This is a genomic window from Variovorax sp. 10L421, from assembly GCF_056395365.1.
Map to the genome: position 1 here is coordinate 51,789 of NZ_JBFTJJ010000029.1, position 26,545 is coordinate 78,333.

Genomic DNA, 26,545 nt, shown 5'->3' on the forward strand with positions numbered 1-26,545 from the left:
GTTCAACCGATCCGGGCTTTCCGGTGGAGCAATGGGTTCGTGTCGTCGAAGCCGATTGTTCTCAACTCAGCGCGGGCTGCACATACGTCATTTCGCTGATTGCGTTGGTACCCGGTGCGTCAGCGCGGCCGCGCGTAGCCGGATTCGATCCACGCACTCGCGCTGCTGGCCGTGAGCCTGAACGCGGGCGACACGTTCAGGCTGGCGAGCTCGGAGTCGTCGGCATCGTCGTAGGCGCTGAGCGTGGCCGAGGGGTTGTCCTCGTCCGGCACGATGGCCAGCGCCACGCGCACGCGCCGGTCATCGCGCGTGGTGACGGTCACGCTCCTGTTGAGCGTGGCGTGCAGCTGCTGCTCGTGGCGGCGGATGACTTCGGCGGCGGTCTTCACCAGCGTGGAGAAGGCGGGGCCGTCGAGCGGCTTCGGATTCTTCTTGTCGCGGCCCATGGTCCAGGGGCCGACCAGTGCCGGCTCGGGGTCGCCGTGGCGCGTCATCTCGACGGCCCAGCCGTCGTCTTCCTCGTTCTTGATGATGCGGGCGGTCCAGCGGTCGTCGCGCCAGAGGCGGTCTTCCTGCAGGGGGAGGGAGTCGGAGTCGTTCGGTTCGGTAAGGTCGGTCATTCGGTGGCCTGGGTTCTCGCGGCGGCCATTTTCCCCTCTGTGCCGGCTACTTCCGGTGCGCCAACGTACTGTTGCAGTCCCTCGACCAGCGCGTCGAACGCGGCGCGGCAACGCGGGCTGTGGCGCAGGTCCTCGTGCATGGTGACCCAGGTGTCGAGTTTCATCGAGAAGGTGCGCGGCATCAGGCGCACCAGCGCGTCGCTGCGCCGGGCGAGGCCGACCTGGCAGATGCCGATGCCCGCACCCGCGCGGATCAGCGCCAATTGGGCCAGGTCGCTGTCAGTGCGCAGCGAGAAGGCGTCGCGGCCATAGCCCGGCCACGCCTTGCCCGCCTTGCGCACGAAGGCCGGCGGTTGGTCGTAGCCGATCACCGCATGCGCGGCCAGCGCCTCGAGCTTGCGCGGCGTGCCGTGGCGCGCCAGGTAGTCGCGGTGCGCGTGAAAGCCCAGTTCGATGTTGCCGATGCGGCGCGCCACCAGCTGCTCCTGCTTCGGGCGCACCATGCGCACGGCGATTTCGGCTTCGCGCCGCAGCAGGTCCTGCACGCGGTTGGTCAGCACCAGCTCGACCTTCAGCGCCGGATGCGCTTCGCGCAGCCGCGCCACGATGGGCGGCAGCACTTCCACGCCCATCACCTCGCTGGCCGACACCCGCACCACGCCGCGCACGCCCGCACCATGGCTGCTGGCGGCGCGCTCCAGCGAGGCCGCGGTGCTTTCCATGGCCTCGGCGTGGGTCTGCAAGGCCAGCGCCACCTCGGTCGGCAGCAGGCCGATCTGCGAGCGCGTGAAGAGCACAACGCCCAATGCCTCCTCGAGCGCGGCCACGTGGCGCCCGGCCGTGGGCTGGGTGATGCCCAGCGCGCGCGCGGCGCCCGAAAGCGAACCCTCGCGCAGCACGCCGAGGAAGGAGCGGTAGAGCTCCCAGCCGATGTTCGAAGTCATACAGAAATGTATAGCTGCTGGTTGATGTTCGGCAATTCCTTTTGAACCTCGCCAAATCCAGAATTCGTCCATCGACAACTGTTCTGGAGCATTTCATGGCACGCAACGACACGGTTCTGGTTCTTGGCGCAACGGGCGGCATCGGCGGCGAGGTGGCGCGCCAGCTGCGCGACGCAGGCTGGCAGGTGCGCGCACTCAAGCGCGGCGCGACCGAAGGCCGCAGCGACGGCATCACCTGGCTGGCCGGCGACGCGATGGATGCGCAGGCCGTGAGGCAGGCCGCGACGGGCTGCGCGGTCATCGTGCATGCGGTCAATCCGCCGGGCTATCGCCGCTGGTCGGAGCTGGTGCTGCCGATGCTCGACAACACCATCGCCGCCGCGAAGGCCGAGGGCGCGACCGTCGTGCTGCCCGGCACGGTCTACAACTTCGGCCCCGACGCCTTCCCGCTGCTGGCCGAAGACTCGCCGCAGCACCCGCTCACCCGCAAGGGCGCGATCCGCGTGGAGATGGAACGGCGCCTCGAAGACGCGAGCCGCCAGGGCGCCCGTGTGCTGATCGTGCGCGCCGGGGATTTCTTCGGCCCGAAAGCCGGCAACAACTGGTTCTCGCAGGGGCTGGTAAAGGCGGGGCAGCCGGTCAAGGCCGTGAGCTACCCGGGCCGCGCCGGTGTCGGCCACCAGTGGTCGTACCTGCCCGACGTGGCACGCACCATGGTCGAGCTGCTCGCGCGGCGCGACCGGCTCGAACCCTTCGCGTGCTTCCACATGGCGGGCCACTGGGACGCCGACGGCACGCGCATGAGCGGCGCCATCGGCAAGGTGGTGGCGCGGCGCACGCGCGGCACCGGCGCCGCGGTGCGCGTGTCGGCCTTTCCGTGGTGGCTGCTGACGCTGGCCTCGCCCTTCGTCGTCACCTTCCGCGAGATGCGCGAGATGCGCTATCTGTGGCGCACACCCGTGGGCATGGACAACGCGAAGCTGATGGCCTTCCTTGGGCGCGAGCCGCACACGCCGCTCGAAGAGGCGGTGGAGGCCGCACTGGAAGGCATGGGTTGCCTGGCCTCGGCGCCGTTGGCCGCCACGGCCTGAAGAGCGATCAGAACACCGACAGCCCCGTGCGCGCCACGAACATCTCGAGCGCCTTCATGCCCAGCAGCGAATTGCCGGTGGCGTCCAGCGCGGGCGACCACACGCACAGCGTGAGCTTGTCGGGCACCACGGCCACGACGCCGCCGCCCACGCCGCTCTTGCAGGGCAGGCCGATGGAAAAGGCCACGTCGCCCGCCGCGTCGTAGGTGCCGCAGGTGAGCATCAGCGCGTTGATGCGGCGCGTCTGCCGCTCGCCGGTGATCGCAGGCTCGCCGTCGATCGGGTGGGCGCCGTCGCGGCTCAGGTAGGCGGCGGCGCGCGCGAGCTGGCGGCAGCTCATGCGCAGCGCGCATTGGTGGAAATAGGTATCGAGCACGGGCGCGACGTCGTTGTCGATCTTGCCGAAGCTCTTCATGAAGTTGGCCAGCGCGATGTTGCGAAAGCCCGTGTCGGCCTCCGATTGCGCGACTTCGTCGTCGAAGCCGATGGGCTCGCCGCACAGGCTCGTCATGAGCGCGAGGATGTCGGCCTTGGCGCTGCCGCCGTTGGCCTTGGCGTGGCTCACCAGCCGGTCGGCCACTGCGATGGCGCCGGCATTGATGAAGGGATTGCGCGGCTTGCCCTGTTCGTTCTCCAGCTGCACCAGCGAATTGAACGGGTTGCCCGAGGGCTCGCGGCCGATGCGCTCCCACAGCGCATCGCCCATGCGCTGCATGGCGAGCGTGAGCGTGAAGAGCTTCGACACGCTCTGGATGGAAAAGGGCGTCTCGCAGTCGCCCGCACCGGCCTCTTCGCCCTCGCAGGTGCGCAGCGCAATGCCGAACTGCCGCGCATCGACGCGTGCCAGCGCCGGGATGTAGCTGGTGACGGTGCCGCCCTGGCCGAGCTGCGGGCGCAGGGAGGCAACGATCTCGTCGAGTACCGGCTGGAAATTCGTGGTGGTCTTGCTCATGCGCTGCGTTGTACCGCAGGCCGCCGGTTCACCAGCACGATGCCCAGCGCGACGCCGACCAGCGCCATCATCAGCTGCGCCGTGAGCGGCTCCTTCAGCAGCGCCACGCCGAACACCAGCGCGAACAGCGGCGTGAGAAAGGTGAAGGACGACATCTGCGTGGCCGGGTAGTGCCGCAGCAGCCACATCCAGGTGAGGTAGCTGGCGAAGGCGCCGATCACGGTCTGCAGGCCGATGGAGGTCCAGGCCCAGCTGGAGTACGAAAAACTCCAGTGCTCGCCGAGCGCGAGCGACACCACCGGGCACACCGCCGCCGTCACTGCCACCTGATAGAACAGCGTCTTCTCTGCACTGGCCGTGGCCAGCCGCGTGGTGCGCAGCGTCAGCGTGGTCAGGCCCCAGAGCATGCCGGCGGCCAGTGCCATCCCGTCGCCGACGAGCTGCGACGAACTCATGTGGCCGAAGCCCTCGCTGAAAGCCAGCACCACGCCCGAGAACGCGATGAACAGGCCCAGCCACTGGAAGCCGCGCAGCCGTTCGGCAGGCACCCAGCGCGGCAGCAGCAGCGACACCCAGAAAGGCGCGGTGTAGAGAAACACCGTGAGCCGCGAGGCGCTGGTGTGCTGCAGCCCCAGGTAGATGCCGGCGAACTCGCCCGAGAACAGCAGCCCCGCCAGCAGCCCCGGCCACAGCGTGCCGTCGCGCTCGAACAGCGGCACGCGCCGCCACACGCACCACAGCCACAGCAGCACGACCGCGCCGGTCATGCGGATCGAGGCCTGCCACAGCGGCGGCACCTCGGCCACGGTGGTCTTGATGAGGATCTGCTGCAGGCCCCAGAAGGCGCAGCAGGCAATGAGCAGGCCGATGGCGAGGCTGTCGAGATGGGTCTTGCGCTGGATCATTGGCGGGCGGTCGGTCACGGCGGATTGCCCGCCAGATTCATCCGATGATCGTACCGCGCCAGCGTGATCCGCGCGCAAGGCGCCGTCAGTTCGCGGCCCGAGGGTAGGGCGGCTTGCCGCGCGTGCCGACCATCAGGTCGGGCACCACGGTCTCGACGTCGGGCAGGGCGCGCGCGGCGCGTTCGAGCTTTTTCGCCAGCGCGGCATTGGGCACGCAGCCCTGCAGGTACACCCAGCGGCGCTGGATCATCACCCACACGCTGCCCTTGTTCACGCCCGGCACCGCCAGCAATGCGGCGCGCACCTTGGGCGCGAGCGGCTTGTCGTAGCGGTAGGCGTTGCTGTCGGTGCATTTGCCGGCCAGCCAGCAGCTGGTGCCGCGCTCCAGCCGCGAGTGGGTCTGCAGGCGGCGTTCCTCGGCCGTGTAGAACGGGCCTTCGGGCATCGCGCAGGCGGGCAGGCCTGCGGACACCTGGAAGAACGGATCGTCGAACCAGTTCTGCTTGAGCGGCCCCGCCGTTTCCTGCGCCATGCCGGTCTGCGCAGCGAGCAACAGGACGGACAACAGCGCAGGGCGTTTCATCACAAGGGATGCTCGGTATAGAAGCGCCCGCCGTGGAACAGCAGCGGCGAGGCGCCCGCATCGTGCGTGCAGCGCTCCACCTCGCCCACGAAGATCACGTGGTCGCCTTCGTCGTAGCGGCTGCGGTTGAAGCACTCGAAGCTGGCGGCCGCGCCCACCAGCACCGGTGCGCCGCCGAGGCCCTCGGTGAAGGCCACGTCGGCCCAGCGGTCGATGTTCTTGGCCGCGAAGCGTTCGGCCAGCGCCTTCTGGTTGGCCGCGAGGATGTTCACCGCGTAGTGCGAGCCGGTGCTCAGCGCGGGCATCGAGCCGGCCGCGCGCGCCAGGCTCCACAGCACCAGCGGCGGCGCAAGCGACACCGAGTTGAAGGAGTTGGCCGTGAGGCCGACCAGCGTGCCGTCGGCCGCGCGTGCGGTGACGATGGTGACGCCGGTGGCGAACATGCCGAGCGCTTCACGAAACTCGTCGGGCGAAAAGGAGGGCGGCTGGGCCCGGCGGGAGGTGGTCACTGAAAAAGGCGGCAAGGCTTGGAGGGCGGAGGACCATTTTGGCTCAGCGCCTGTCCGGCTGCTTGGCCGGGCTCATCAGCTCTGCCACCAGGCTGGCGTAGACGGTGGCGGCAGGTGAAAGCGTACGCCCTGCAAGGGTCACGAGGCTGTAGTGCGTCTGCATGTGCGCGAGGCCCGCGACCGGCAGCGGAACCAGCGCGCCCGTTTCGTGGCCCGGCCCCGGGGCGTCGGGGGCGAGGATCACCGCGTTGGCCGTGAGCGCGAGATGCCGCAGCGTGCCGGCGTCGTCGCAGGTCACGTTGAACACGCTGCGGTCGCCCCGTCGGGCCTGCCGGTCGAAATGCGTTGCCACCTCGGCCGGCAGGTGCGGGCCGGCCACGGGGTAGGCCATGATTTTCTCGAGCGTCGCCTGCCTCAGCCGCAGCAGCGGGTGCTTCGGCCGCACGAAGAACGACACCGGTACGTCGGGCAGGCGCGCGAGCTTCAGGCCGGGTTGCCGCTTCGTCAGGTCGCGCGTGTCGGCGATGAACAGGTCGAGCTGCCGGCGCTGCAGGCGCTCGCACAGGGTGACGGTGTCGGCCACTTCCATGCGCATCTGCAGCTGCGGGTGGCGCTGGGCCATGAGCGACAGCGCCACACGGCCCAGCGTGCCGGCGGCGAAGGGACCGAGGCCCACCGCGAGGCTGCCGATGGCGAGGCCTTCGAGCTGCAGCACGTCGCGCTCGATCTGCTTCGCGTCGGCCAGCAGTTCGCGGGCGCGCGCCAGCACCAGCTCGCCGGCCTGCGTGAAGCGCACGCTGCCGTAGGCGCGGTCGATCAGGCGCGCCTGCAGGCCCTCCTCGAGGTTCTCGATGCTGCGCGAGAGGGCGGGCTGCGACAGGTGCGAGGCCTGTGCCGCGCGGCCGAAGCTGCCCTGGTCGGCGAGGGCGACGAGGTGCTGGAGCTGGCGCAGCTGCATTTTGCGTTCTGGTTAAAAAGACAGCGCATATTTTGCATTTGCCAATGCTTGCAGCGCTTCGCAGAATTGTTGGATGACCCCTTCTTCCTTCTCCACCGCACTCGTTGCCCTGGCGTGCGCGCTGGGCGCATCGTCGATTTCCGCGCAGATCGCCCCCAAGGCGCCGCAGCCCTCCACCTTGCAGGCCAATGCAGACATGGCGAAGACGCTGCCCTTCGCCGACCGGCAGGACTTCGAGGACGCGATGCGCGGCTTCGTCGGCACCGTGCCAGATGCGCTCGTGCCCGGTGCCGGCGCGCGCCCTGTGTGGAGCATGAAGCCGTACGACTTCCTCAAGGCCGACGCGCCGGCCGACACCGTCAACCCGAGCCTGTGGCGGCAGGCGCAGCTCAATGCGATCCACGGCCTGTTCAAGGTGAGCGATCGCGTCTACCAGGTGCGCGGCTTCGACATCGCCAACATGACCGTCGTCGAGGGCGATACCTCGCTGATCGTGATCGACCCGCTGCTGGCCGCCGAAACCGCGCGCGCCGCGCTCGATCTGTACTACCGGCACCGGCCCCGCAAGCCGGTGGGCACGGTGATCTACACGCACGGCCATGCCGACCACTTCGGTGGCGTGAAGGGCGTGATCGACGAGGCCGACGTGAAGGCCGGCAAGGTGCAGGTGCTCGCGCCCGCGGGCTTCATGGAAACGGCCGTGGCCGAGAACATCCTCGCGGGCAACGCGATGAGCCGGCGCTCGCAGTACCAGTTCGGCTCGCTGCTGCCGCCGGGCGTGCGCGGGCAGGTCGACACGGGGTTGGGCAAGGCGCTGGCGCGCGGCACGGTCACGCTGATCGCGCCCACGGCCACCATCGACAAGCCGACCGAGGAGCGCACCATCGATGGCGTGCAGTTCGTGTTCCGCCTGGTGCCAGGCTCCGAGGCACCGTCGGAAATGCTCATGTACCTGCCGCAGTTCCGCGTGCTGGACATGGCGGAAGACGTGACGCACACCATGCACAACCTCTACACGATCCGCGGCGCCGAGGTGCGCGACGGCAACCTGTGGTCGAAGTACATCGACGAGGCGCGCGTGGCTTTCGGCGGCAAGGCCGAGGTGCTGATCGCCCAGCACCACTGGCCCACCTTCGGGCAGGAGCGCATCGTCGAGCTGCTGAAGAAGCAGCGCGACATGTACAAGTTCATCAACGACCAGTCGCTGCGCCTGCTCAACCAGGGCTACACCGCCGCCGACATTGCCGAGACGCTGCGCATGCCGGCGAGCCTGGAGCAGGAATGGTCGGCGCGCGGCTACTACGGCACGCTGAGTCACAACGCCAAGGCCGTGTACCAGAAATACCTGGGCTGGTACGACGCCAACCCCGCCAACCTGAACCCGCTGCCGCCTGTGGCCTATGCGAAGAAGACGCTCGAGTACATGGGCGGCGCCGATGCGGTGCTGGCCCGTGCGCGCGAAGACTTCGGAAAGGGCGAATTCCGCTGGGTGGCCAGCGCGATGAGCCAGGTCGTGTATGCCGATCCGTCGAACCGCGCGGCCCGCGAACTGGGTGCCGACGCGCTCGAGCAGCTGGGCTACCAGTCGGAGGCCGGCACGTGGCGCAGCGCCTACCTGGTGGGCGCGATGGAGTTGCGCAATGGCGTGCCGAAGATCCCGGCGGGCAGCAGCTCCAATGCCGACACGCTGAAGGCGGTGAGCAATGACCTGTTCTTCGACTTCCTCGGCGTGCGGCTCGATGCGGCCAAGGCCGAGGGCAAGAAGATGGTCATCAACTGGAACTTCACCGATTCGAACCAGCAGTTCGTGCTGACGCTGGAGAACTCGGCGCTGACCCACATCGCGGGACGGCAGCCGGGTGCAGACGCCACGGTGACATTGAGCCGGGCCACGCTCGACGCGGTCACGCTGAAGGAGACGAGCTTTTCTGCGGCGGTGCTCGCGGGCAAGGTGAAGATCGACGGGGACCGCGCGAAGCTGGCGGAACTGATGTCGATGCTCGACACCTTCGAGCCGATGTTCCCGATCGTCGAGCCCAAGGCTCAGCCGAAGAACCAGTAGCACACCGCGATGGCGGCCACCACGCCCGCCAGCTCGGCCAGCAACGCACACGCCACCGCATGCCGCGCGCGCTGGATGCCCACCGCGCCGAAGTACACGGCCAGCACGTAGAAGGTGGTCTCGGTGCTGCCCTGGATGGTGGCGGCCACCAGCGCGGGGAAGCTGTCGACGCCCTGGCTCTTCATGGTCTCGATCAGCATCGCGCGCGCCGCGCTGCCCGAGAAGGGCTTGACCAGTGCGGTGGGCATGGCGTCGACGAAGCGCGCGTCGAAGCCGCCTGCGTGTACCAGCCAGCGCAGGCCGCCGAGCACGACGTCGAGCGCGCCCGAGGCCCGCAGCACGCCGACCGCGCACAGCATCGCGACGAGGTACGGCAGCAGGTTCTTCGCGATGTCGAAGCCTTCCTTCGCGCCTTCGATGAAGCACTCGTACACCTTCACGCGGCGGATCGCCCCGGCCAGCAGGAACACCATGACCACGCCGAACAGCGTGAGGTTGCCCAGCAGCGACGACAGCGACGCGATGGCCGCCGCCGACAGCGTGCCCAGCAGCGCCATGAAGCCGCCCAGCAGCAGCGCGCCGGGCACGAGGTAGGCCAGCACCACCGGGTCCCACAGCCGCAGGCGTTGCGCCACCGCCACCGACAGCAGCCCGACCAGCGTCGAGGCGCTGGTGGCCAGCAGGATCGGCAGGAACACCAGCGTCGGGTCGCCCGCGCCCTGTTGCGCGCGGTACATGAAGATGGTGACCGGCAGCAGGGTCAGCGACGAAGCGTTGAGCACCAGAAAGAGAATCTGCGCGTTGGTGGCCGTCACCGGGTCGGGGTTCAGCCGCTGCAGCTCGCGCATCGCCTTCAGGCCGATGGGCGTGGCGGCGTTGTCCAGCCCCAGCGCATTGGCCGCGAAGTTCATCGTGATGAGCCCGAGCGCCGGATGCCCCGCCGGCACGCCCGGCATGAGGCGCCGGAACAGCGGCCCCAGCAGCCGCGCCAGCCAGCCGACCAGCCCCGCCGCCTCGGCGATGCGCAGGAAGCCCAGCCACAGCGTGAGCGTGCCGAACAGCAGCACCATCACCTCGACTGCCAGCCGCGCCATCGCGAACAGGCTTTCGACCAGGGCCGCGAACACGGTCGGGTCGCCCCCCACGAGCCACCGCCCCAGCGCCGCCAGCGCCGCCATCCCGAAGAAACCCAGCCACAAGCCGTTGAGCACGCTTCTCTTTCCTTTTTTGCGGGTCGATCATAGGTCGCCGCTGCGGCCCGCCGCGAGCTACAGTTCGGGCCATGCGCGCTTTCATCGTTCGTCGTTTCGCCGCCTTCCTGGGCTTTGTTGCGGCCGCATGGCTGGCCGGCTGCGTCAGCCTGCCGCCGCCCGTGCCGCGCGCGAACGTCGCGGCGATCACCGACGTGGCGCAGACCGAGCTCGGGCAGCTGGCGGCCAAGGGAATGCCGGGCGGGTCCGCCGCGCTCTCGGGCTTCCGCCTGCTGCCAGAGGCGGCGTTTGCCTTCGACGCCCGCATCTCGCTCGCGCGGCATGCCGAGAAATCGCTCGACGTGCAGTACTACCTGATCCAGAAGGACGACGTCGGCCTGCTGCTGCTCAAGGAGCTGCGCGAAGCCGCCGCGCGCGGCGTGCGCGTGCGCCTGCTGGTGGATGATCTCTACACGGCCGGCGAGGACGAGGTCTTCAGCACGCTGTCGGCCTTCCCGAACATCGAGGTGCGGCTGTTCAACCCGCTGCCCTCGCGCGCCAATTCGCTGTCGGCGCGGCTGCTGTCTTCATTGACCGACTTCGGCCGCATCAACCATCGCATGCACAACAAGCTGCTGGTGGCCGACAACAGCTTCGCGGTGTCGGGCGGCAGAAATATCGCCAACGAATACTTCATGCGCAGCACGGCGGCGAACTTCATCGACATGGACGTGCTGTCCAGCGGCCCCGTGGTGCGCCAGATGTCCGAGGGCTTCGACCGCTACTGGAACAGCGAACACGTGCGTCCCATCGAGCAGATCGCGCCGCTGCGCATGCCGGTGGAAGAGGCGCAGAAGCGCTTCGACGCCATCGCTCGCACCGCGGTGCCCGACGTGCCGATGCGCCCGCGCGACGTCCTCGACAAGCCGCCGGTGGGCCAGGAGCTGATCACCGGCGATGTCGATCGCCACTGGGCGCCGTTCAAGCTGTTCGTGGACGACCCCGAGAAGATCACGCGCAAGCCCGAGGCGGCCTTCGGGGGCAGCGTGACCGAGGGCGCGCTCGGCGTCATCAATTCGGCGAAGCGCGAGGTCAAGATCGGCTCGCCGTACTTCATTCCCGGCGCGCGCGGCATGGCGATGATGAAGAAGGCCATCGAGCAGGGCGGACGCATCACGGTGGTCACCAACTCGCTCGGTGCGACCGACGAGCCGCTCGCCTACGCAGGCTACGAGCGTTACCGCGCCGACATGCTGAAGATCGGCGTCACCATCTACGAGATCGCGCCCACGCTCACGGGGCGCTCGGGCCGGTTCGGGGATTTCGGCAAGTCGATCAGCCGGCTGCACGCCAAGCTCGCAGTGGTCGACGACGACCGGTTTTTCGTCGGCTCGATGAACCTCGACCACCGCTCGGCCGCCGTCAATACCGAAATGGGCCTCGTGATCGACAGCCCGGAACTGGTGAAGGACTACGACAAGCTGCTCGGCGGCGAGCGCCTCAACCTGGGCTACAGGCTGCGGCTCGGGCCCGACGGCCGGCGCGTGCAGTGGCTCGAGTACGACGATGCCGGCGGCGACATCGTCCACGAGGACGAACCCGGCGAATTCCTCTGGCTGCGCTTCAAGAACTGGCTGCTGCTGCCCATCGTGGGCGAGGAACTGTTGTAGACAGCTGACTGGCTGAGTCCGAACGTCCTTTCCAGGAGGAGGGAGTGCGTTACATTTCTAGTAGAAATGTGAAGTTTTGTCACTGCCCTTTGGAGGGCTCCTGGAGATTTCCCCCATGACCGTTCCTGTGCCGCGCGAATCGATTGCGCCGCTTTCCACCAGCCGTCGCCGTGCGCTGACCGGGCTGGCCGCAACCGCTGCAGCGGGCTTGGGATTTCCGGCGCTTGCGCAGACGCGGGCGGTGCGCGTCGGCGCTACCTTCGACAACAGCAGTGTCGAGAAGGCCAACGGGCAGGGTCTCTACCAGGGGTCGAGCGCGTTCTTCAACGCGCTGAACAAGGCGGGCGGCATCAACGGTACCAAGGTCGAGCTCGTGATTGCAGACGACACGTTCAAGCCCGAGGTGGCCAAGGCCAACGCGCTGGCCTTCGAGAAGGACAGCTCGGTGCTCGCGCTGGTGCATCCGCTGGGCACGCGCCAGACGGCCGCGGTGATGGATGCGGTCCCCGGCATCGCCGTGGTCGGCCCGATCACCGGCACCATCTCGCTGCGCAAGAAGGTTTCGCCGAACACCTTCTGGGTGCGCGCCAACTACGACCAGGAAGTCGACAAGCTCGTGAGCACGGCCATCGTGCTGGGCCAGAGCCGTATCGGCCTCGTGCATTCGGATGATCCGCTCGGCCAGTCGGTGCTGGGGGCCTTCAAGAATGCGCTGGTCAAGGCCAAGCTGGAGCCGGCGGTGATCGCGACCACGCCCAACACCACCAGCATGGAAGTCGGCCCCGCCGCCGACGCCATCGCCAAGGCCAAGCCGCAGGTCATCGTGGTCGGCCTGGCCGGCACGGCACCGGTGTTCCTGAAGGCATTGCGCGAAGCGGGCAACAGCAGCTCGGCCTACGGCCTGTCGATCACGGCCAGCGCGCTCGCGGCCATGGGCGACCTGGCGCGCGGCCTGGGCTTCGTGATCGTGGTGCCGTCGCCGTATTCGACCAAGTACGAGATCGTGCGCCGCTACCAGGCCGACATGGTGGCCAGCGGCGTCAAGGAGTTCTCGCTCACGAGCCTCGAGGGCTACATGAACGCGGCCGTGCTGGCGGAAGGCATGCGCCGCGCCGGCGGCTCGCTGACGCGTGCCTCGGTGATGTCGGGACTGGCGAGCATCGAGAACTTCGACCTGGGTGGGGTGAAGATCAACTACGGCCGCACGAACCGTGAAGGCGGCCAGTTCGTGGACGTGGCCGTGATCGGCAGCCGTGGGCAGATGCTGAGCTAGGCCTGGTCCTCCCCCGGGCTTCGCGCACTTCGTGTCGCTTCGCCAACCCCCTCGCCGGGGGCAACACCTGCGGCCCGGCAAAGCCGGTTCCGCGGTGTTCTGGCAATCAAACCCCGACGCCCAGCAAGCCTTCCAGCAGTTCCTGGTTCGAAGCCAGTTCGCTGCTGGGCCCCGCGTGCACGACGGTCCCGCGCTCCAGCACGATGGCCTTGTGGGTCATCTCCAGCGCCAGCACAGGGTGCTGCTCCACCACGATCGACGCCAGTCCTTCCGACTCGCACAAACGGCGAATAGCAGCAGCCAGCTCTTCCACGATGATCGGCGCGAGGCCCTCCATCGGCTCGTCGAGCAGCAGCAGCTTGGGGTTGGTCATCAGCGCGCGGCCGATGGCCAGCATCTGCTGTTCTCCGCCCGAGAGCTGGTTGCCGTAGTTGCCGCGCCGCTCGCGCAGGCGCGGGAAGAAGTCGTAGACGCGCTGGAGGTTCCAGCCGCCGAGCCGCGAGATCACGGTGAGGTTTTCTTCCACCGTGAGCGACGGGAACACCTCGCGCTCCTGCGGCACCCAGCCCAGCCCCGCACGCACGCGCTGGTGCGACGGCCAGCGCGAGATGTCGGCGCCCTGCCAACGGATCGCGCCCTGCATCACGCGGGTGTTGCCCATCAGCGTTTCCAGCAGCGTGGTCTTGCCCACGCCGTTGCGCCCGAGGATGGCGAGGCTCTCGCCTTGCTGCAGCGAAAAGTCGAGCCGGTCGAGCACGACGGCGTTGCCGTAGCCGGCGGTGATGCGGTCGAAGGCGAGTGCTTCAGGCATGGTGATGCGAGCTTCCCAGGTAGACCTCGCGCACGCGCGGGTCGGCGCCGATGTCCGAAGGCGTGCCCTCGGTGAGGATGCGTCCGCCGACCAGCACCGAGATGCGGCGCGAGAAGCGGAAGACGAGCTTCATGTCGTGCTCGATGAACAGCACGCTGATGTCCTGCGGCAGCGCCGCGATGGCCTCGAACAGCTCGCCGCTCTCGTCCTGCGGCACGCCGGCGGCGGGCTCGTCGAGCAGCAGGATGCGGGGCTTGGCCGCGAGCGCCAGCGCGATCTCGAGCAGGCGCTGCTTGCCGTAGGCCAGCTCGGCCACGGGCACGTCGGCCAGGCTGTCGAGCCTGAGCGTGCCGAGCAGCGCATGCGCTTCGTCGAACACCGCGCTGCAGCCCTTGAGCGGCCGCCACCAGGTGGCGCCCAGCCCTTCGCGCTCGCTGATCGCCAGCACCACCGACAGCAGCGGCGTGAGGCTGGGGAACAGCGTGTTGATCTGGAACGTGCGCGCCAGGCCCATGCGTGCGCGCTTGTCGCACGACAGGCGCGTGATGTCGCGTTCGCCCATGTGGATCGAGCCGCTGGTGGGCTTGAACACGCCGGTGAGCAGGTTGATGAGCGTGGTCTTGCCGGCGCCGTTGGGGCCGATCAGCGCTTGCCGCGCGCCGGGTTCGAGCGACAGGCTCACGTCGCTCACGGCCTGGAACGCGCCGAAGCGGATGCCCAGGCCCTGGGTGCGCAAGGTGTGCGTGGTGCTCGAGCTCATCGCGCCTTCCCCGTGCGAACGAAGCGCGACAGCGCGCCCATGATGCCGCCGCGGCCCAGCATGACCGCCGCGATCAGGAAGATGCCGAGCCAGAACATCCAGTACTGGGGGGTCATGTCGGCGAACCAGTCGTGCACGAGCATGTAGACGATGGCGCCGATCAGTCCGCCGTACAGACGGCCGGTGCCGCCCAGCACGAGGATGATGAGCACTTCGGCCGAGCGATTGAAGCCGATCGACTCGATGCCGACGAACTGCGTGGTCTGCGCCAGCAGCGCCCCCGCCACGCCGGCCACCGCGGCCGAGAAGGCATAGGCCATGCGCAGCCGCGCCTCCACCGGCGAGCCGATGGCGAGCATGCGCTTGCGGCTGTCGTGGATGCCGCGAAGAGCCAGGCCGAAGGGTGAGCGCAGCACCCGCCGCACGAGCAGGAACATCGCGAGCACCACGCCGAAGGCATAGCCGAAGGCGGTCTTGCCGTAGAGGTCGAAGTCGAAGAGGCCGAGCACGGGTGCAATCGCCACGCCTTGCAAGCCGTCGGTGCCACCGGTAATGCCCGAGAGGCGGTTGGCCACTTCGAACAGCAGCACGCACACGCCGATGGTGATCATGAGCCGTGTGAGGTCGGCGCCGCGCACGACGAGGTAGCTCAGCACATAGCCCAGTACGCCGCACACCGCGAGTGCGAACAGCAGGCCGGTGAAGGGCTCGCTCCAGCCGTACTTGGCGAGCAGGCCGGCCGCGTACGCACCAGCACCGAAGAAGGCCGCATGGCCCACGGTGAGGATGCCCGCATAGCCCAGCGCCATGTCGAGCGACACCGCGAAGAGGCCGAAGATCATCACCTGGCTCATCAGCGTGAGCTTGTCGGGCAGCAGGAAGAAGCTCGACGCCAAAGCCAGCCAGAAGGCGATTTCGGCAGCGCGCAGTTGAGTGGGGGAGAGGGTGACTGGCTTCATGCGCGTTCTATCGCTTGTGCTTGTCTTGAGCGCTGCTGTTCGGGGTGCGTGCACAGGGCGTCGGGTACTCCCCCTCCGCGAATGTCCACCGTGTCGGCGTGAGTGCACCCCGAAGGAAACGCGCACATCATGCGAGCCCCTTCTTCACGACGATGCCGTTGGGCCGCACCAGCAGCATGACGATCATGAAGACGTAGATCAGAAAGGCGCCAGCTTCAGGCAGGTAGTACTTGCCCGCCACGTCGACGATGCCGACCAGCAGCGCCGCGATGAACGGCCCGGTGACGGTGCCCGCGCCGCCCACGCACACCACCATCAGAAAGTAGACGAGGTACTTGAGCGGGAACGACGGCTCCAGCCCCAGCATGCCGAGGCTCAACGCACCGCCAAGACCGGCGAGGCCGCAACCCAGGGAGAAGGTCAGGAAGAACAGGCGCTGCACGTGAATGCCGGTGCCGCCCGCCACGCGCTGGTTGTCCACCGCTGCACGCACCATCGCGCCATAGCGCGTCTTGCCCAGGCCCAGCAGCAACGCAAGCAGCACGGCCACGCCGCAGACGATCAGGAACAGACGGTAGCGGCCCACCTCCAGGCCCAGCAGCGACACCTGGCCGTCGAGTGCCGGCGGCAGCGTGAAGGGCTGCATCGTCGGGCCGAAGAAGTACGTGAACGCGGCGATCGACACGAACACCACGCCGATCGACAACAGCACCTGGTCGAGCGGGTGCGCGCGGTACAGCCGTCGGTAAAACACGAACTCCAGCACCGCGCCCACCACCGCCGCCGACACGAAGGCCGCTGCCAGCGAGAGGCCGAAGCCCAGGCCAAAGTGGTTCATCAGCACGCTGGCCACGTAGCCGCCCACCATCGCGAAACTGCCGTGCGCGAGGTTGACGAAATTCATGAGCCCCATCGTGATGGACAGGCCCACGCCGATGAGGAACAGGAGCATGCCGTAGGCCACTCCATCGAAGATCACGATGCCCATGAATTTCCTGCTGGCTTGCTTGCTTACTTGGCGGCGGCGGCTTCCTTGGCCGGGTCTTTCACGCGGTCGAACTTGTCGAACTCGACGTTCACCAGCTGGCCGTTCACGCGCTCCGTCTTGCGGATGTAGACGGTCTGCACGATGTCGCGCGTGGCCGCATCGATCTCGATCGGGCCGCGCGGGCTCTCGAAGCTCAGGCCCTTGAGCGCGTCCATGAACTTGTCGCCGCCGGTGTCGCCCTTGGTCTTGGCCAGCGCGAGGTCGATGGCGGCCATGGCGTCGTAGGCGGTCACGGCAAAGTAGCTCGGGCGCAGCTTGGTGCCGTTGTCGGCGGCGAAGTCCTTCACGAACTTCTGGTTCTTGGCCGAGGGGTGCGCGAAGGAGTAGTGGTGGCTGGTGACCAGGCCCAGCGCCACGTCGCCGGTGGCGTCGAGGTAGCTGTCGTCGGTGGCCTCGCCGGTGGCGTAGAGCTTGATGCCGGCCTGTTCCATGCCGCGCTCCTTCCACACCTTCAGGAAGGCCGGCGGCATCACGCCCGAGGGGAAGAAGAAGAACACGGCCTGGGGCTTGGCATCCTTGATGCGCTGCACGTAGGCCGAGAAGTCGGGGTTGTTCATCGGCGTGCGCACTTCGCCCGAGACCTTGCCGCCGCCGGCGGTGAAGGTCTTCTTGAAGGCGGTTTCCGCATCGACGCCCGAGGCGTAGTCGGCCACGACCGTGTACGCGTCCTTGATGCCTTCCTTGAGCATGTAGCGCGCCATCGGGTCGGTGACCTGCTGCACGGTGAACGACAGGCGCGCCACGTAGGGCGAACTGGTGGTGATGGCCGAGGAGGCGGCGTTCATCACGATGGTCGGGATCTTCGCCTGCGTGGCGATGGCGCCCACGGCGTATGCGTTGGGGCTGAAGTCCAGGCCGGTAAGGATGCTCGCCTTGTCGCGCACGATCAGCTCCTGCGCGATGCGCTTGGCGGCGTCGGGCGCGGGGCCGGCGGTGTCTTTCTTGATGATCTCGACCGTGCGGCCACCGACCTTGCCGCCATGCTCCTTCAGGTAGAGCGCGATGCCGGCGTCGAACTGGCGGCCGTAGTCGGCGTAGGGGCCGGAGTAGGTGGCAATGAGGCCGATGCGCAGCGGCTCGTCGGCGGCCTGCGCCGCGGCACCCAGCAGGCCGAGGCCGGCCAGCAGCAGGGTCGAGAGGATGGTTCTCTTGGTCATCGTCATTGGAAAACGCCTTTCAGGTGGAATGGATGCGGCCGCTCGGGCGCCGCTGTCGTGTAACCGGATGTGCAAAGCGGGCGATGATGCCCGAGCCGCGCTTCAGATCTGGGTATCGGGCACGCGCACCGTGAGGCCATCGAAGGCCGTGGTGATGTTGAGCTGGCAGCTCAGGCGCGAGCCAGGCTTGCGCTCCGAGGCGACGGCGTCGAGCAGCGCGCTCTCCATGTCGTCGGGCGGCGGCAGCAGGTCGATGAAGGCGTCGTCCACGTAGACGTGGCAGGTGGCGCAGGAGCAGCAGCCGCCGCACTCGGCGTCGATGCCGCGCACGTTGCCGCGAATGGCGGTCTCCATCACGCTGGCGCCGACGTTGGCGTCGACCGCGCGCGTGGCGCCGTCCTTGAGGATGTAGTGGATCGTGGGCATGGGTCTCGGGGCTAGAACATGTCGAAATACTCTCGGTGCTCCCATTCCGAGACCTCGAGGTTGAAGCGGGCGATCTCCGCTTCCTTGATGTGGCAGAGGTAGTCGACGAAGGTCTTGCCCATCTGCGCGTTGAGCATTTCGTCGCGGCGCAGGCAGGCCAGCGCCTCGCCCAACGAGCGCGGCAGTTGTTCGGCCGGCGTTTCGTAAGGCGCGTCGGCCGAAGGACCGGGGTCGGTCTTGTGGTGGATGCCGTCCAGGCCCGAGAACAGCTGCGACGCGAGGTACAGGTACGGATTGGCCGTCGGCTCGCCCACGCGGTTCTCGATGCGCGAGGCGTTCTGCCCCACGCCGCCGAGTACGCGAAGCATCGCGCCGCGGTTGTCGCGTGCCCAGATCGCACGGTCGGGCGCGAGCGAGAAGGGGCGGTAGCGCCGGTAGCCGTTGATGGTGGGGCTCGCCAGCGCCGCCGCGCCGCAGGCGTGCGCCTTCAGGCCCCCGAGGTAGTGCATGCCGATTTCGCTCAGGGTCTGGCCCTCGGCCTGCGGCATGAACGCGTTCACACCGTCGCTCTTGCGGCGCAGCGACTGGTGCAGGTGCCAGCCGCTGGACATCACGTTCGGGATCTTCGGGCGGCACATGAAGGTGGCATGCAGGCCGGCGCGCTGGCAGATCTGCTTGATGGCGCTGCGCAGCAGCACCATGGTGTCGGCGGGCATCACGCCGGCGGTGGGGCCGAAGGTCAACTCGAACTGGCTCGGGCCGAACTCGATCTCGAGCGAACGCAGCGGCAGGCCGAGCGCGATGAGGTTCGAGCGCAGCAGCTCCATCAGCGTGTCGACGCGGTCGTAGCGCAGCTCGGTGAGGTACTGGTGCCCGTGCGACAGCAGCGACACGCGCGGCGGCTCGCCCGGCTGGCCCGAATCGGACAGGCCCATGCGCGCGTCGTCGAGCTTGAAGACGTGGAACTCCACTTCGAGGCCGGCGATGAAGTCCAGACCCAGCTCGTCGAGCTGGCGCACCGCGCGCTGCAGGATCTGCCGCGTCGCGAAGGGGCAGGGCGTGCCGTCGGCCATGTAGGCGTCGCACATCACCCAGCCGGTGCGCGACGACCATGGCAGCACCTTGAACGTGGCGGGGTCCGCCACGATGGTGAAGTCCGCGCCGCCCTGCAGGCCTTCGATGGCGAAGCCGCCGCCTTGCGTGAACACCGGGAACACGGTCTTGTGGGATGTGTCCTTGGCCAGCAGGGTGGAGGTGAGGTTCACGCCTTCCCAGAGGGCCGAGCGCGCCTCGGCGGCGACCAGCGTCTTGCCGCGGAGGATGCCGTGCTGGTCGGGCCAGGCGAAGCGGACGAGGTCGACCTCGCCGCTGTCGATGCGGCGCACCAGTTCCCTGGCTTGCGCGTGCTGGTCGTCGGACCAGAGACCGAAGCGGTCGACGAATGTGTGGCTGGTCATGGCGCGTGTTCAGGCAGCGAGCCGTGCAGAGGCCCAGTCGGACTTCAGGCGGCGCGCGCGGTCGGCGTCCTGCCAGTAGGCCTCGGTGGCGGCTTCGTCGCTGATGTTGCGGCCGATGCCGTCGATGGAGGGCGGCCCGGTCATCGCGCTGGCCTGTGCGGCGTCGATGAGCATCGGTGCGCTCTCGCCGGCCAGCGTGGCCTCGATAGCCTTCACCAGCACGCGACGGTAGGCAATGATGCCCTTGTCGGTGCTGCCCAGGTGCTCGCGCGTGCGGTCCTGGATCGGGCCCTGCGACTCCACCGCCCATTGGTCGTGCACGTTGATGTCGTCGCCCATGCCGGTGTAGGTCTCGGTGAGCTGCTCGTCGATGCTGTAGCCGTAGTTGTTGCGCTTGTTCTTGCGCGAGGTGTAGTCGGGCAGCTCGTAGAGCTTCAGGCGCTGGTCGCGCATCTGCTGCTTGTCGACCGGGCCGGTGAAGCTGGTGAAGATGGCGTACCAGTAGCAGTGCGTGTCGTCCACGGGCACGTGCCATTGCGAGATGGTCATCTCGGCGCTCATCGGGATCACGAAGGCCTGCGGGAACACCACGTTGGTCACGCGCACGTGGGTGGTGTCTTCGGAGAGCTTGCGCAGCGCCTTCAGGCGAAAGCCGTAGTCGGTGGGCTCGACGCTGATGTCGGGCCGGTCGTACTCGCGCAGCACCTTGGTGATGGGCATGTCGGAGTCGGCCGAGGCGCCGCGGAACTGCTTGCCGTAGCTCCCGGAGGTGTCCTCGTCCTCGAAGAAGCGGTGCAGGTACGAGGCGTGTGCCGGGTCGATGCCCACTTCGAGCGCCTGCAGCCAGTTGCACTCGAACAGGCCCTTGAAGGCGAAGGTGTGGCTGTCTGGCGCGACGAAGCAGTCGAACTCGGGAAAGGCGGGGGGCTCGCCCTCGCCGATGTAGGCGAAGATCACGCCGGCCTTCTCGACCACCGGGTAGGCCGATTGCTTGATGCGGCTGCACAGCTTGCTGGTGGCGGGTTCGGCGGGGGTTTCGAGGCAGTTGCCCTTCGCGTCGAACAGCCAGCCGTGGAAGGCGCAGCGGATGCCGCCGTTTTCGAGCCGGCCGAAGGCGAGGTCGGCGCCGCGGTGCGGGCAGTCGCGGTCGAGCATGCCGAGCTGGCCGCTCTCGTCACGGAACAGGACGAAGTCCTGCCCCATGAGCTTCACCGGCTTGACCGGGCGCGGGCCCGCCAGTTCGTCGACCAGGGCCACCGGCTGCCAGTAGCGGCGCAGCAGCTTGCCGGCGGGCGCGCCGGGTCCGACGCGGGTGAGAAAAACGTTCTGCTCTGCGCTGATCATCGTGCGGGCTCCATCGTGGGGACTGTGGAAAGAGGCTTGCATTCACTGCATGCAACTGTATGCATTCTCTTGGTGATCCTCGATCCAGGTCAAACTTTCATCTGCGATTCAGCCCCAATCTGGGGCTTGGGAAGGCAAAAATCAGGGTAAATGCTGAGCGTATCGTCGGTTTTTGACACTTGTCTCTTAGTTGTGCATGCAACATCCGAGCCAGGCTAAATATGCTGCGTGCAATGGCGGGTGTGTCTCCTAGAATTCGGCGATGGACTCCCAACAATCCCGCGTGCTCGTGCAACTGCGCGACATGATCCTCAAGGGCGAATTCGTGCCCGGAGAGCGGCTGGCCGAGATCCCGCTGGCCGAGAAGCTCGGGGCCTCGCGCACGCCGGTGCGGCTGGCGCTGGCCAGCCTGGAGCACGAAGGGCTGATCGAGCAGTCGCCCTCGGGCGGCTACCAGATGCGGCGCTTCACCTCGCAGGAAGTGGCCGACGCCATTCGCGTGCGCGGCGTGATCGAAGGCTTCGCGGCACGCCTGCTGGCCGAGGACGGTGCGCCGCGCCAGCTGCTGCGCGACCTGAAGGATTGCCTGGAAGCCGGCGACCGCGCGGTGAACAAGCCCAGCATGGAGATCGACGACTACGCGGCCTACGTCGAGATGAACGACCGCTTCCACAAGCTGATCGTCGACGGATGCGGCAACCTCGCGCTCAAGCGCGTGATGGACATGCTGGGCGGCCAGCCTTTCGCCGCGCCGAGCGCCATGCTGCCAATGCAGTCGTCCATGGAAGAGGGCCAGCAGTGGATGCGTCAGGCGCACCGCACGCACCACGCGATGGTGCAGGCCATCGAGCGCGGCCAGGGCTCGCGGGCGCAGGCGCTGGGCGAAGAGCACGTCGAGATCGCGCGCATGAACCTCGACTACGCGCTGGAGCGGCCGGAGCTGGCGGCCGAGCTGATGCCCGGCATTCGCCTGGTGTCCAAGGGCCGCAGCGCCTGAGCGGGCAAGGGCTGTTTCGCCGATCCGTCGGCATCCGCTGCGCCTGCCAGGACTCGCGAAGAGGCCGCCGCGCAGGCGGGTGCCGTATCAGCTGCTGAGCGCGCGCCGCGGCGTCACCACGGCTTCCACCGCCGCGCCGACCGCGAGCAGCCGGTGGTCGGTGTTGCCGATGCCGGCCACCATCAGCCCGACCGGCGCCGTGCCGACGTCGTGGCAAGGCACCGAGAGCGCGCAGCCGTCGAACAGATTCACCACGGAGGGGTTGCGCAGCATGCGGGCATTGATGCGGTAGTAGGTGTCGTCGTCCTTCAGCACCTCGGCGATCGGTGGTGCGATGTCGGGCGTGGTGGGCATCAGCATGGCGTCGTAGCCGGCGGCCGCCGTGTTGATCGAGCGGATGAACTGGCGGCGCAGCGCCTGCAGCTGCAGGTAGTCGGGCGCGGTGATGGTTTCGCCTGTCTTGATGCGGGCGAGCACGCGCGGGTCGTACTTGGCGGCGGCGCTCTTGATGAAATCGCGGTGCCAGGCGAAGGCCTCGGCGGCGGTGATCATGCCGCGCGGGTTGATGGTCGGCGCCTTCGCGAACTCGGCCATGGGCAGTTCGGTGACCGTGGCGCCGGCGGCCGAGAGCTTGGCCAGCGCCGACGCGAAGGCCGCGGCCACGGGCGGCGACAGGTCGTCCTGGAAAAAGGTCTTGGGCACCGCGAAACGCAGGCCGCGCAGCGGCAGCACGCGCAGTGGGCGCGGCAGTTCGGCGGCCAGCACGGAGTCGAGCAGGGCGCAGTCCTCCACCGTCCAGGCCATCGGTCCGGCCGAGTCGAAGGAGGTCGACAACGGCATCACGCCGTCCAGCGGAATGCGCCGCTGTGTCGGCTTGAAGCCCACCAGCCCGTTGAGGGCGGCCGGAATGCGCAGCGAGCCGCCCGTGTCGGTGCCGATGGCGCCGGCTGCCATGCCGTCGGCCACCGAGATCGCGCCGCCCGAAGTCGAGCCGCCCGGGATGCGGCCGGTCGCGCGGTCGTAGACGTTCTTCGGCGTGCCGTAGTTCGGGTTGATGCCGAGGCCGGTGTAGGCGAACTCGACTGTATTGGTGCGCCCGATGATGATCGCGCCGGCGCGCCGCAGCCGCTCGACCACGAGGGCATCGCGCGCCGCCGGCGGCTGGCCGGCCAGCACTGTCGAGCCGCCGAGCGTGGTGATGCCGGCTTCGTCGAACAGGTCCTTGAGCGAGATCGGGATGCCGGCGATCGGCGAAGCGGCCGCGCGGCCGCTCTTGCGTTCGGTGTCGAGCTGCGCCGCAGCGGCGCGGGCCGAGTCGGCGTGCACGCGTATGAAGGTTCGAGCGCCTTCGCCGGCCGGGTTCTGGATGGCGGCCAGCGCTTCCTCCACCAGTTGACTGCTGCTGAGGGAGCCGGCGGCGAGGCGGCGTGACATCTCGACCATCGACAACTGACCCATGGCCTTGCCCGCGCCTTCGCCCGGACCCTGGGCGAAAGCCCGGGGCCAGACACCCAGCAGGCCGGTGGCAGCGGCGGCGCCCGCGGTCTGTTTCAGGAAAGTGCGTCGTTGTTCTTGCTGTTGCGTCATGGCGCTCTCCTCCATCGGTGAGATGGGCTCGGATCAGTCTACACAGCGGCAGTGGCGCGTACGTTGCCGGCCGTTACCGTGTTACAGCGCGTGCCGATGTTCTTTTCAGCGCACGTCGATCAGCAGGTGGGGCCTGAAGCCCTCCTGCTCGCCATTTCGCGCGTAGCCCAGCGGATTGGCTACCACGCGGCAACCATTCTTCACATAGTCGGAAGGGCAATGCAGATGACCGTGCAGCCACAGCTTGGCGTGGGGCAGCAGTTCGTCCAGCGCATTGCAGAAACCGGCCGTGCCGGGCGTCAGGCCGTAGCGCGGGTCGCCGCTCTCGAGACTGGGTGCGAAGTGGGTGATGGCCACCGTGGTGCCGTCGAAAGGCTCGGCCAGCGCCTCGGTGAGCCAGGCCTGGCAGGCCAGCGCCTGGTCCCGCAGCTGGGGGGCGAGGAAGAGTTCGCCGTTACGCATGGTGGCCGCTTTTTCAAGGTAGAAATCGGCCGCGCGCATCGCCTTGCCGCGTTTCTTGAGCGCCTCGGCCAGGCTGTCGGCGGGTTCGGCCAGCGCGTCGAAATCAGCCCACAGCGTCGTGCCGACAAAGCGGATGCCGTCGATCACCCGCGTTTTGCGCTCCAGCCAGAGGATGTCGAGCTCCTCGCAGAGTGCGCGCAGGCGGCCGTGGGTCTCGTCGAAATCGAGGTTGTCGTATTCATGGTTGCCTGGCACATAGACCACCGGCACCGGCCAGCCGTTGCGGGGCGAAAATCGGCCCAGGCCGAAGTCGGCATCGGTCAGGCGGGAGCCCTGCTGGTAGGAGCCGATGTCGCCCGCAAGGATCAGCATGTCGGCACCCGGCACGGGCTCGGCATGGAAGCGGGGATGGGACTCCAGGTGCAGGTCGGAGAGCAGTTGAAGCTTCATCGTCGGGGCAGTCTAGGTGAATTGCCCCATGCATGAAGCGCATAAGGCTTGGCTTGAATTACTAGGGATAACCCTTATTCTTGAACCATCAACCACTCCAGCGCCGCCACGAGCCGCGCACCGTCATGTTCAGCCTCATTGCCCAAGTGGCCCGTTTCTTCCGTTCCACCGCTGCCAACGCCCCGGCCAGCCATGCCGCCGCGCTGATGGAAAGCGCCGACATGCGCGCCGGCCGTGGAGCCCACGACGCGCAGGAACTGCGCGCCGCCGCCTCGGCCTGGCTCAGCGTCGTTCGCTGATCTCTCCGGTCAGCCGGGCACCTTCTGCCCAAGGACCGACCCGGCGAAAGCCGCGGCTGCCGAGCGCAACAACGCCGTTCGCAGCCATTCGTGCGCATGCCCGTGCTGGGCGCGCCGGTGCCAGATGGCATCCACATGCACCGGCGGCTGGTCGAAGGGCAGGTCGCGCAGCACCAACTGGTCGTCGATGCCGGTCACGGTCACGAAGTGGCGCGGCAGCACTGTCAGCAGGTCAGAGTTGGCGACCACCCGTCCCGCCGTGAAGAACTGGTTCACCGTCACCACGATGCGCCGCTCACGGCCCAGGGCGCCCAGCGTCTGGTCGATGAAGCCGTATGGCCGCCCCGAAAAACTCACCAGCAGGTGCCGCGCCGCGCAATAGTCGTCGAGCGTAAGGGGCGCGTTGGCCAGGGGGTGCCCGCGCCGCATCACGCATACATACTGGCCCAGGTAGAGCCGCTGGGTTTCAAACGCGACCCCCGCGCCGGACTGCCCGCGCGCCGCGAGGCTCGCGATCACTGCCGGGAAATAGCCGACGGCCACATCCACCTCTTCCAGTTCCAGCATGCGGCGGGGGTCGCGCGTGGTCAGCGGGAGCACGCGCAGCGAGATGGCAGGCGCCTCCTTTTCGGCGATCTGTACCAGTCCGGGGACCAGTTCGGCCGCGGTGGCATCGGCCATCGCTAATAGGAAGGTGGTGTCGGCAACCCCCGCATCGAACTCGCCGGGAGCCAGCGTGTGCTGCAGCTGGCGCAGAGCGTCGCGCACTGTCGGCCACAGCGCCAGCGCGCGCGGCGTGGGTTCGACGCCGGCGCCGGAGCGGCGCACTAGCTCGTCTCCCAGCACTTCGCGCAGGCGCCTCAGTGCGTTGCTCACCGCCGGTTGCGTGATCGAGAGGTTGCGGGCGGCGCGCGTGAGGTTGCGCTCCGCCATCACTTCGTCGAAGACGCGAAGCAGGTTGAGGTCGAGCGTGCGAAAGTTGACGTCCATCAATCCTGTGAATGATAAACATCAGAAAGATAAAGTTGATGCGCACTAGGGTAAGCCCTAATATCACTGCATCGGCCTTGTTCGCCACCACTGATTACCACACTGTCCCAGGAGGGATGCATCATGACCAGCTTCGTTCACGTTGACCAACCTACTGTCCACCCCGGCGTGCGTCGCGCCGAAGTCATGTTCGGCCAGATCCAGGCCGCCCGCGCCGGCGTCAACGGCGCCCGCCCGCTCGTCGCGCTGCTGATCGTCGCCATCGCGGCGGCGGTGCTGGTGGTGACCGACTCCCTCGTTTCCAATTGGAACGAAGGCGGCCTGCTCGCTGTCTGGACCGTGTTCTGCCTCACTGCCATTGCCTTGTTCGCGCTGTTCGCAGGCTCGGTGCGCCAAAGCAGCATCGCTGGTGCCTGGCGCGCTGCCGCCGAACGCCGCGCCGCTGCCCGTGCCGACGCCCGCTTCCTGCAAACTGCCCAGAACGACCCGCGCATCATGCAAGAGCTGCAGGCTGCGATGTGGCGCCAGCAATCGGAAGGCACAGTGCCTGCCGCCGAAGCTGCCAAGATCGACGCACTGGCCCGCACCAGCGCCCGCTCGCAGCAAGTGCGCATGCCCACGCTGTATGAAGCGATGCGCCGCATGAACAGCTCGCGCTATTACTAACTAAGCAGCAACCTGCTGAATGCGAAAGCCGCTCTTGAGCGGCTTTTTTCTTGTCTGTATGGAGAGAGGTGGACTCGTTCACCTGAAGGGGAGGAAGCCCTCGATGACTTTCGGAAGGCTTCTTTGAAGGCCGAGCGAAAAAATCCCCGAAGGTTGACGATGCGGGCAAAAACGATGCATAATCGAAGGCTGCGCTGACAACGCCTTCGGGTGTTATGAGTAGGCGGTCCTCCCAGGAGTTCTGTTTGCGAGTCGGCAAAGAAAGTCTTCAAAAAGTTTGACTGGTCTTAAAAAACCGGTGCATAATCGAAGGCTTCGCTGAAACGGCTTCAGTGGTTTGCAATGAAAGTTGCGGGTTGCGATGAGGGGCTGGTT

Annotated in this window: 26 protein-coding genes; 7 read left to right on the forward strand and 19 right to left on the reverse strand. The window is 67.7% G+C overall.

Features of this window, described 5'->3' with window-relative positions; all coding sequences use genetic code 11:
* Nucleotides 1-119 precede the first annotated feature (119 nt).
* Both AC1DFC_RS26010 and AC1DFC_RS26015 read right to left on the reverse strand, forming a co-directional pair.
* The gene (locus AC1DFC_RS26010; RefSeq protein ID WP_007837908.1) at nucleotides 120-620 is read right to left on the reverse strand and encodes a hypothetical protein; all 501 of its coding nucleotides are present in this window, start codon (nucleotides 618-620) and stop codon (nucleotides 120-122) included.
* On the reverse strand, nucleotides 617-1,564 hold the full coding sequence (locus AC1DFC_RS26015) for a LysR family transcriptional regulator (protein WP_413335811.1): 948 nt from the start codon (nucleotides 1,562-1,564) through the stop codon (nucleotides 617-619). The genes AC1DFC_RS26010 and AC1DFC_RS26015 overlap by 4 nt, the downstream gene beginning before the upstream one ends.
* 95 nt (nucleotides 1,565-1,659) lie before the next feature.
* Here AC1DFC_RS26015 and AC1DFC_RS26020 point away from each other — a divergent pair, with 95 nt between their 5' ends.
* Nucleotides 1,660-2,655 carry an NAD-dependent epimerase/dehydratase family protein gene (locus tag AC1DFC_RS26020; protein WP_413335813.1) on the forward strand — a complete coding sequence of 332 codons (996 nt, stop codon included), beginning with the start codon at nucleotides 1,660-1,662 and terminating at the stop codon, nucleotides 2,653-2,655.
* A 7-nt stretch (nucleotides 2,656-2,662) separates the two neighbouring features.
* Here AC1DFC_RS26020 and AC1DFC_RS26025 read toward each other — a convergent pair whose 3' ends face one another.
* The 5 genes from AC1DFC_RS26025 to AC1DFC_RS26045 all read right to left on the reverse strand — a co-directional run bounded on the left by AC1DFC_RS26025 (nucleotide 2,663) and on the right by AC1DFC_RS26045 (nucleotide 6,562).
* Nucleotides 2,663-3,607 (reverse strand): glutaminase, encoded by a 945-nt coding sequence (locus AC1DFC_RS26025; protein WP_413335814.1) that lies wholly within the window; start codon nucleotides 3,605-3,607, stop codon nucleotides 2,663-2,665.
* A complete protein-coding gene (locus AC1DFC_RS26030; protein ID WP_413335816.1) occupies nucleotides 3,604-4,512 on the reverse strand; it encodes a DMT family transporter in 909 nt (302 codons plus the stop codon). Before AC1DFC_RS26030 ends, AC1DFC_RS26025 begins: the two co-directional genes overlap by 4 nt.
* 85 nt (nucleotides 4,513-4,597) lie before the next feature.
* Nucleotides 4,598-5,095: a BON domain-containing protein gene (locus tag AC1DFC_RS26035; protein ID WP_007837902.1), complete on the reverse strand. Its 498-nt coding sequence runs from the start codon at nucleotides 5,093-5,095 to the stop codon at nucleotides 4,598-4,600.
* Nucleotides 5,095-5,604 (reverse strand): flavin reductase family protein, encoded by a 510-nt coding sequence (locus tag AC1DFC_RS26040; protein ID WP_042674233.1) that lies wholly within the window; start codon nucleotides 5,602-5,604, stop codon nucleotides 5,095-5,097. Before AC1DFC_RS26040 ends, AC1DFC_RS26035 begins: the two co-directional genes overlap by 1 nt.
* Before the next feature lie 43 nt (nucleotides 5,605-5,647).
* Nucleotides 5,648-6,562, reverse strand: a complete 915-nt coding sequence (locus AC1DFC_RS26045; RefSeq protein WP_413315043.1) for a LysR family transcriptional regulator — start codon at nucleotides 6,560-6,562, stop codon at nucleotides 5,648-5,650.
* Between the two features lie 73 nt (nucleotides 6,563-6,635).
* On the opposite strand from AC1DFC_RS26045, the gene AC1DFC_RS26050 reads away from it, so the two are divergent.
* Complete coding sequence (locus AC1DFC_RS26050; protein WP_413335818.1) at nucleotides 6,636-8,624, forward strand: alkyl/aryl-sulfatase; 1,989 nt, start codon at nucleotides 6,636-6,638, stop codon at nucleotides 8,622-8,624.
* On the opposite strand, the gene AC1DFC_RS26055 is transcribed toward AC1DFC_RS26050, so the two are convergent.
* A complete protein-coding gene (locus AC1DFC_RS26055) occupies nucleotides 8,606-9,835 on the reverse strand; it encodes a nucleoside recognition domain-containing protein (RefSeq protein ID WP_413335820.1) in 1,230 nt (409 codons plus the stop codon). The two genes, AC1DFC_RS26050 and AC1DFC_RS26055, sit on opposite strands and share 19 nt — an antisense overlap.
* A gap of 71 nt (nucleotides 9,836-9,906) precedes the next feature.
* Here AC1DFC_RS26055 and AC1DFC_RS26060 point away from each other — a divergent pair, with 71 nt between their 5' ends.
* Nucleotides 9,907-11,484: a phospholipase D family protein gene (locus AC1DFC_RS26060; RefSeq protein ID WP_478180253.1), complete on the forward strand. Its 1,578-nt coding sequence runs from the start codon at nucleotides 9,907-9,909 to the stop codon at nucleotides 11,482-11,484.
* 115 nt (nucleotides 11,485-11,599) lie between these two features.
* Complete coding sequence (locus tag AC1DFC_RS26065; protein ID WP_007837896.1) at nucleotides 11,600-12,757, forward strand: ABC transporter substrate-binding protein; 1,158 nt, start codon at nucleotides 11,600-11,602, stop codon at nucleotides 12,755-12,757.
* Nucleotides 12,758-12,863: 106 nt separating this feature from the next.
* Here the strand turns inward: AC1DFC_RS26065 and AC1DFC_RS26070 are convergent, their stop codons facing one another.
* From AC1DFC_RS26070 to AC1DFC_RS26105, 8 genes are all read right to left on the reverse strand, one after another.
* Entirely contained in the window at nucleotides 12,864-13,568 is a 705-nt protein-coding gene (locus AC1DFC_RS26070; RefSeq protein ID WP_007838284.1) for an ABC transporter ATP-binding protein, read from the reverse strand.
* A complete protein-coding gene (locus AC1DFC_RS26075) occupies nucleotides 13,561-14,328 on the reverse strand; it encodes an ABC transporter ATP-binding protein (RefSeq protein WP_007838283.1) in 768 nt (255 codons plus the stop codon). The genes AC1DFC_RS26070 and AC1DFC_RS26075 overlap by 8 nt, the downstream gene beginning before the upstream one ends.
* Nucleotides 14,325-15,287, reverse strand: coding sequence for a branched-chain amino acid ABC transporter permease (locus tag AC1DFC_RS26080; protein ID WP_007838281.1), 963 nt, complete (start codon nucleotides 15,285-15,287; stop codon nucleotides 14,325-14,327). The genes AC1DFC_RS26075 and AC1DFC_RS26080 overlap by 4 nt, the downstream gene beginning before the upstream one ends.
* A gap of 127 nt (nucleotides 15,288-15,414) precedes the next feature.
* Nucleotides 15,415-16,275 carry a branched-chain amino acid ABC transporter permease gene (locus AC1DFC_RS26085; protein WP_007838278.1) on the reverse strand — a complete coding sequence of 287 codons (861 nt, stop codon included), beginning with the start codon at nucleotides 16,273-16,275 and terminating at the stop codon, nucleotides 15,415-15,417.
* A 23-nt stretch (nucleotides 16,276-16,298) separates the two neighbouring features.
* Nucleotides 16,299-17,498: an ABC transporter substrate-binding protein gene (locus AC1DFC_RS26090; RefSeq protein ID WP_478180254.1), complete on the reverse strand. Its 1,200-nt coding sequence runs from the start codon at nucleotides 17,496-17,498 to the stop codon at nucleotides 16,299-16,301.
* Between the two features lie 96 nt (nucleotides 17,499-17,594).
* The gene (locus AC1DFC_RS26095) at nucleotides 17,595-17,918 is read right to left on the reverse strand and encodes a 2Fe-2S iron-sulfur cluster-binding protein (protein ID WP_478180255.1); all 324 of its coding nucleotides are present in this window, start codon (nucleotides 17,916-17,918) and stop codon (nucleotides 17,595-17,597) included.
* Between the two features lie 11 nt (nucleotides 17,919-17,929).
* Nucleotides 17,930-19,375 carry a glutamine synthetase family protein gene (locus AC1DFC_RS26100; protein ID WP_413335827.1) on the reverse strand — a complete coding sequence of 482 codons (1,446 nt, stop codon included), beginning with the start codon at nucleotides 19,373-19,375 and terminating at the stop codon, nucleotides 17,930-17,932.
* 9 nt (nucleotides 19,376-19,384) lie between these two features.
* A complete protein-coding gene (locus tag AC1DFC_RS26105) occupies nucleotides 19,385-20,719 on the reverse strand; it encodes an aromatic ring-hydroxylating dioxygenase subunit alpha (RefSeq protein WP_007838273.1) in 1,335 nt (444 codons plus the stop codon).
* A gap of 262 nt (nucleotides 20,720-20,981) precedes the next feature.
* Between AC1DFC_RS26105 and AC1DFC_RS26110 the strand changes: the two genes are divergently transcribed.
* Complete coding sequence (locus tag AC1DFC_RS26110; protein ID WP_007838272.1) at nucleotides 20,982-21,716, forward strand: GntR family transcriptional regulator; 735 nt, start codon at nucleotides 20,982-20,984, stop codon at nucleotides 21,714-21,716.
* A gap of 87 nt (nucleotides 21,717-21,803) precedes the next feature.
* Here AC1DFC_RS26110 and AC1DFC_RS26115 read toward each other — a convergent pair whose 3' ends face one another.
* Entirely contained in the window at nucleotides 21,804-23,303 is a 1,500-nt protein-coding gene (locus AC1DFC_RS26115; RefSeq protein ID WP_007838271.1) for an amidase, read from the reverse strand.
* A 105-nt stretch (nucleotides 23,304-23,408) separates the two neighbouring features.
* A complete protein-coding gene (locus tag AC1DFC_RS26120) occupies nucleotides 23,409-24,215 on the reverse strand; it encodes a metallophosphoesterase (RefSeq protein ID WP_007838270.1) in 807 nt (268 codons plus the stop codon).
* A gap of 80 nt (nucleotides 24,216-24,295) precedes the next feature.
* Between AC1DFC_RS26120 and AC1DFC_RS26125 the strand changes: the two genes are divergently transcribed.
* Nucleotides 24,296-24,514 carry a hypothetical protein gene (locus AC1DFC_RS26125; RefSeq protein ID WP_478180256.1) on the forward strand — a complete coding sequence of 73 codons (219 nt, stop codon included), beginning with the start codon at nucleotides 24,296-24,298 and terminating at the stop codon, nucleotides 24,512-24,514.
* A gap of 9 nt (nucleotides 24,515-24,523) precedes the next feature.
* Here the strand turns inward: AC1DFC_RS26125 and AC1DFC_RS26130 are convergent, their stop codons facing one another.
* Entirely contained in the window at nucleotides 24,524-25,504 is a 981-nt protein-coding gene (locus tag AC1DFC_RS26130; protein ID WP_007838267.1) for a LysR family transcriptional regulator, read from the reverse strand.
* A gap of 123 nt (nucleotides 25,505-25,627) precedes the next feature.
* On the opposite strand from AC1DFC_RS26130, the gene AC1DFC_RS26135 reads away from it, so the two are divergent.
* Nucleotides 25,628-26,170 carry a hypothetical protein gene (locus AC1DFC_RS26135; RefSeq protein ID WP_478180257.1) on the forward strand — a complete coding sequence of 181 codons (543 nt, stop codon included), beginning with the start codon at nucleotides 25,628-25,630 and terminating at the stop codon, nucleotides 26,168-26,170.
* Nucleotides 26,171-26,545 lie beyond the last annotated feature (375 nt).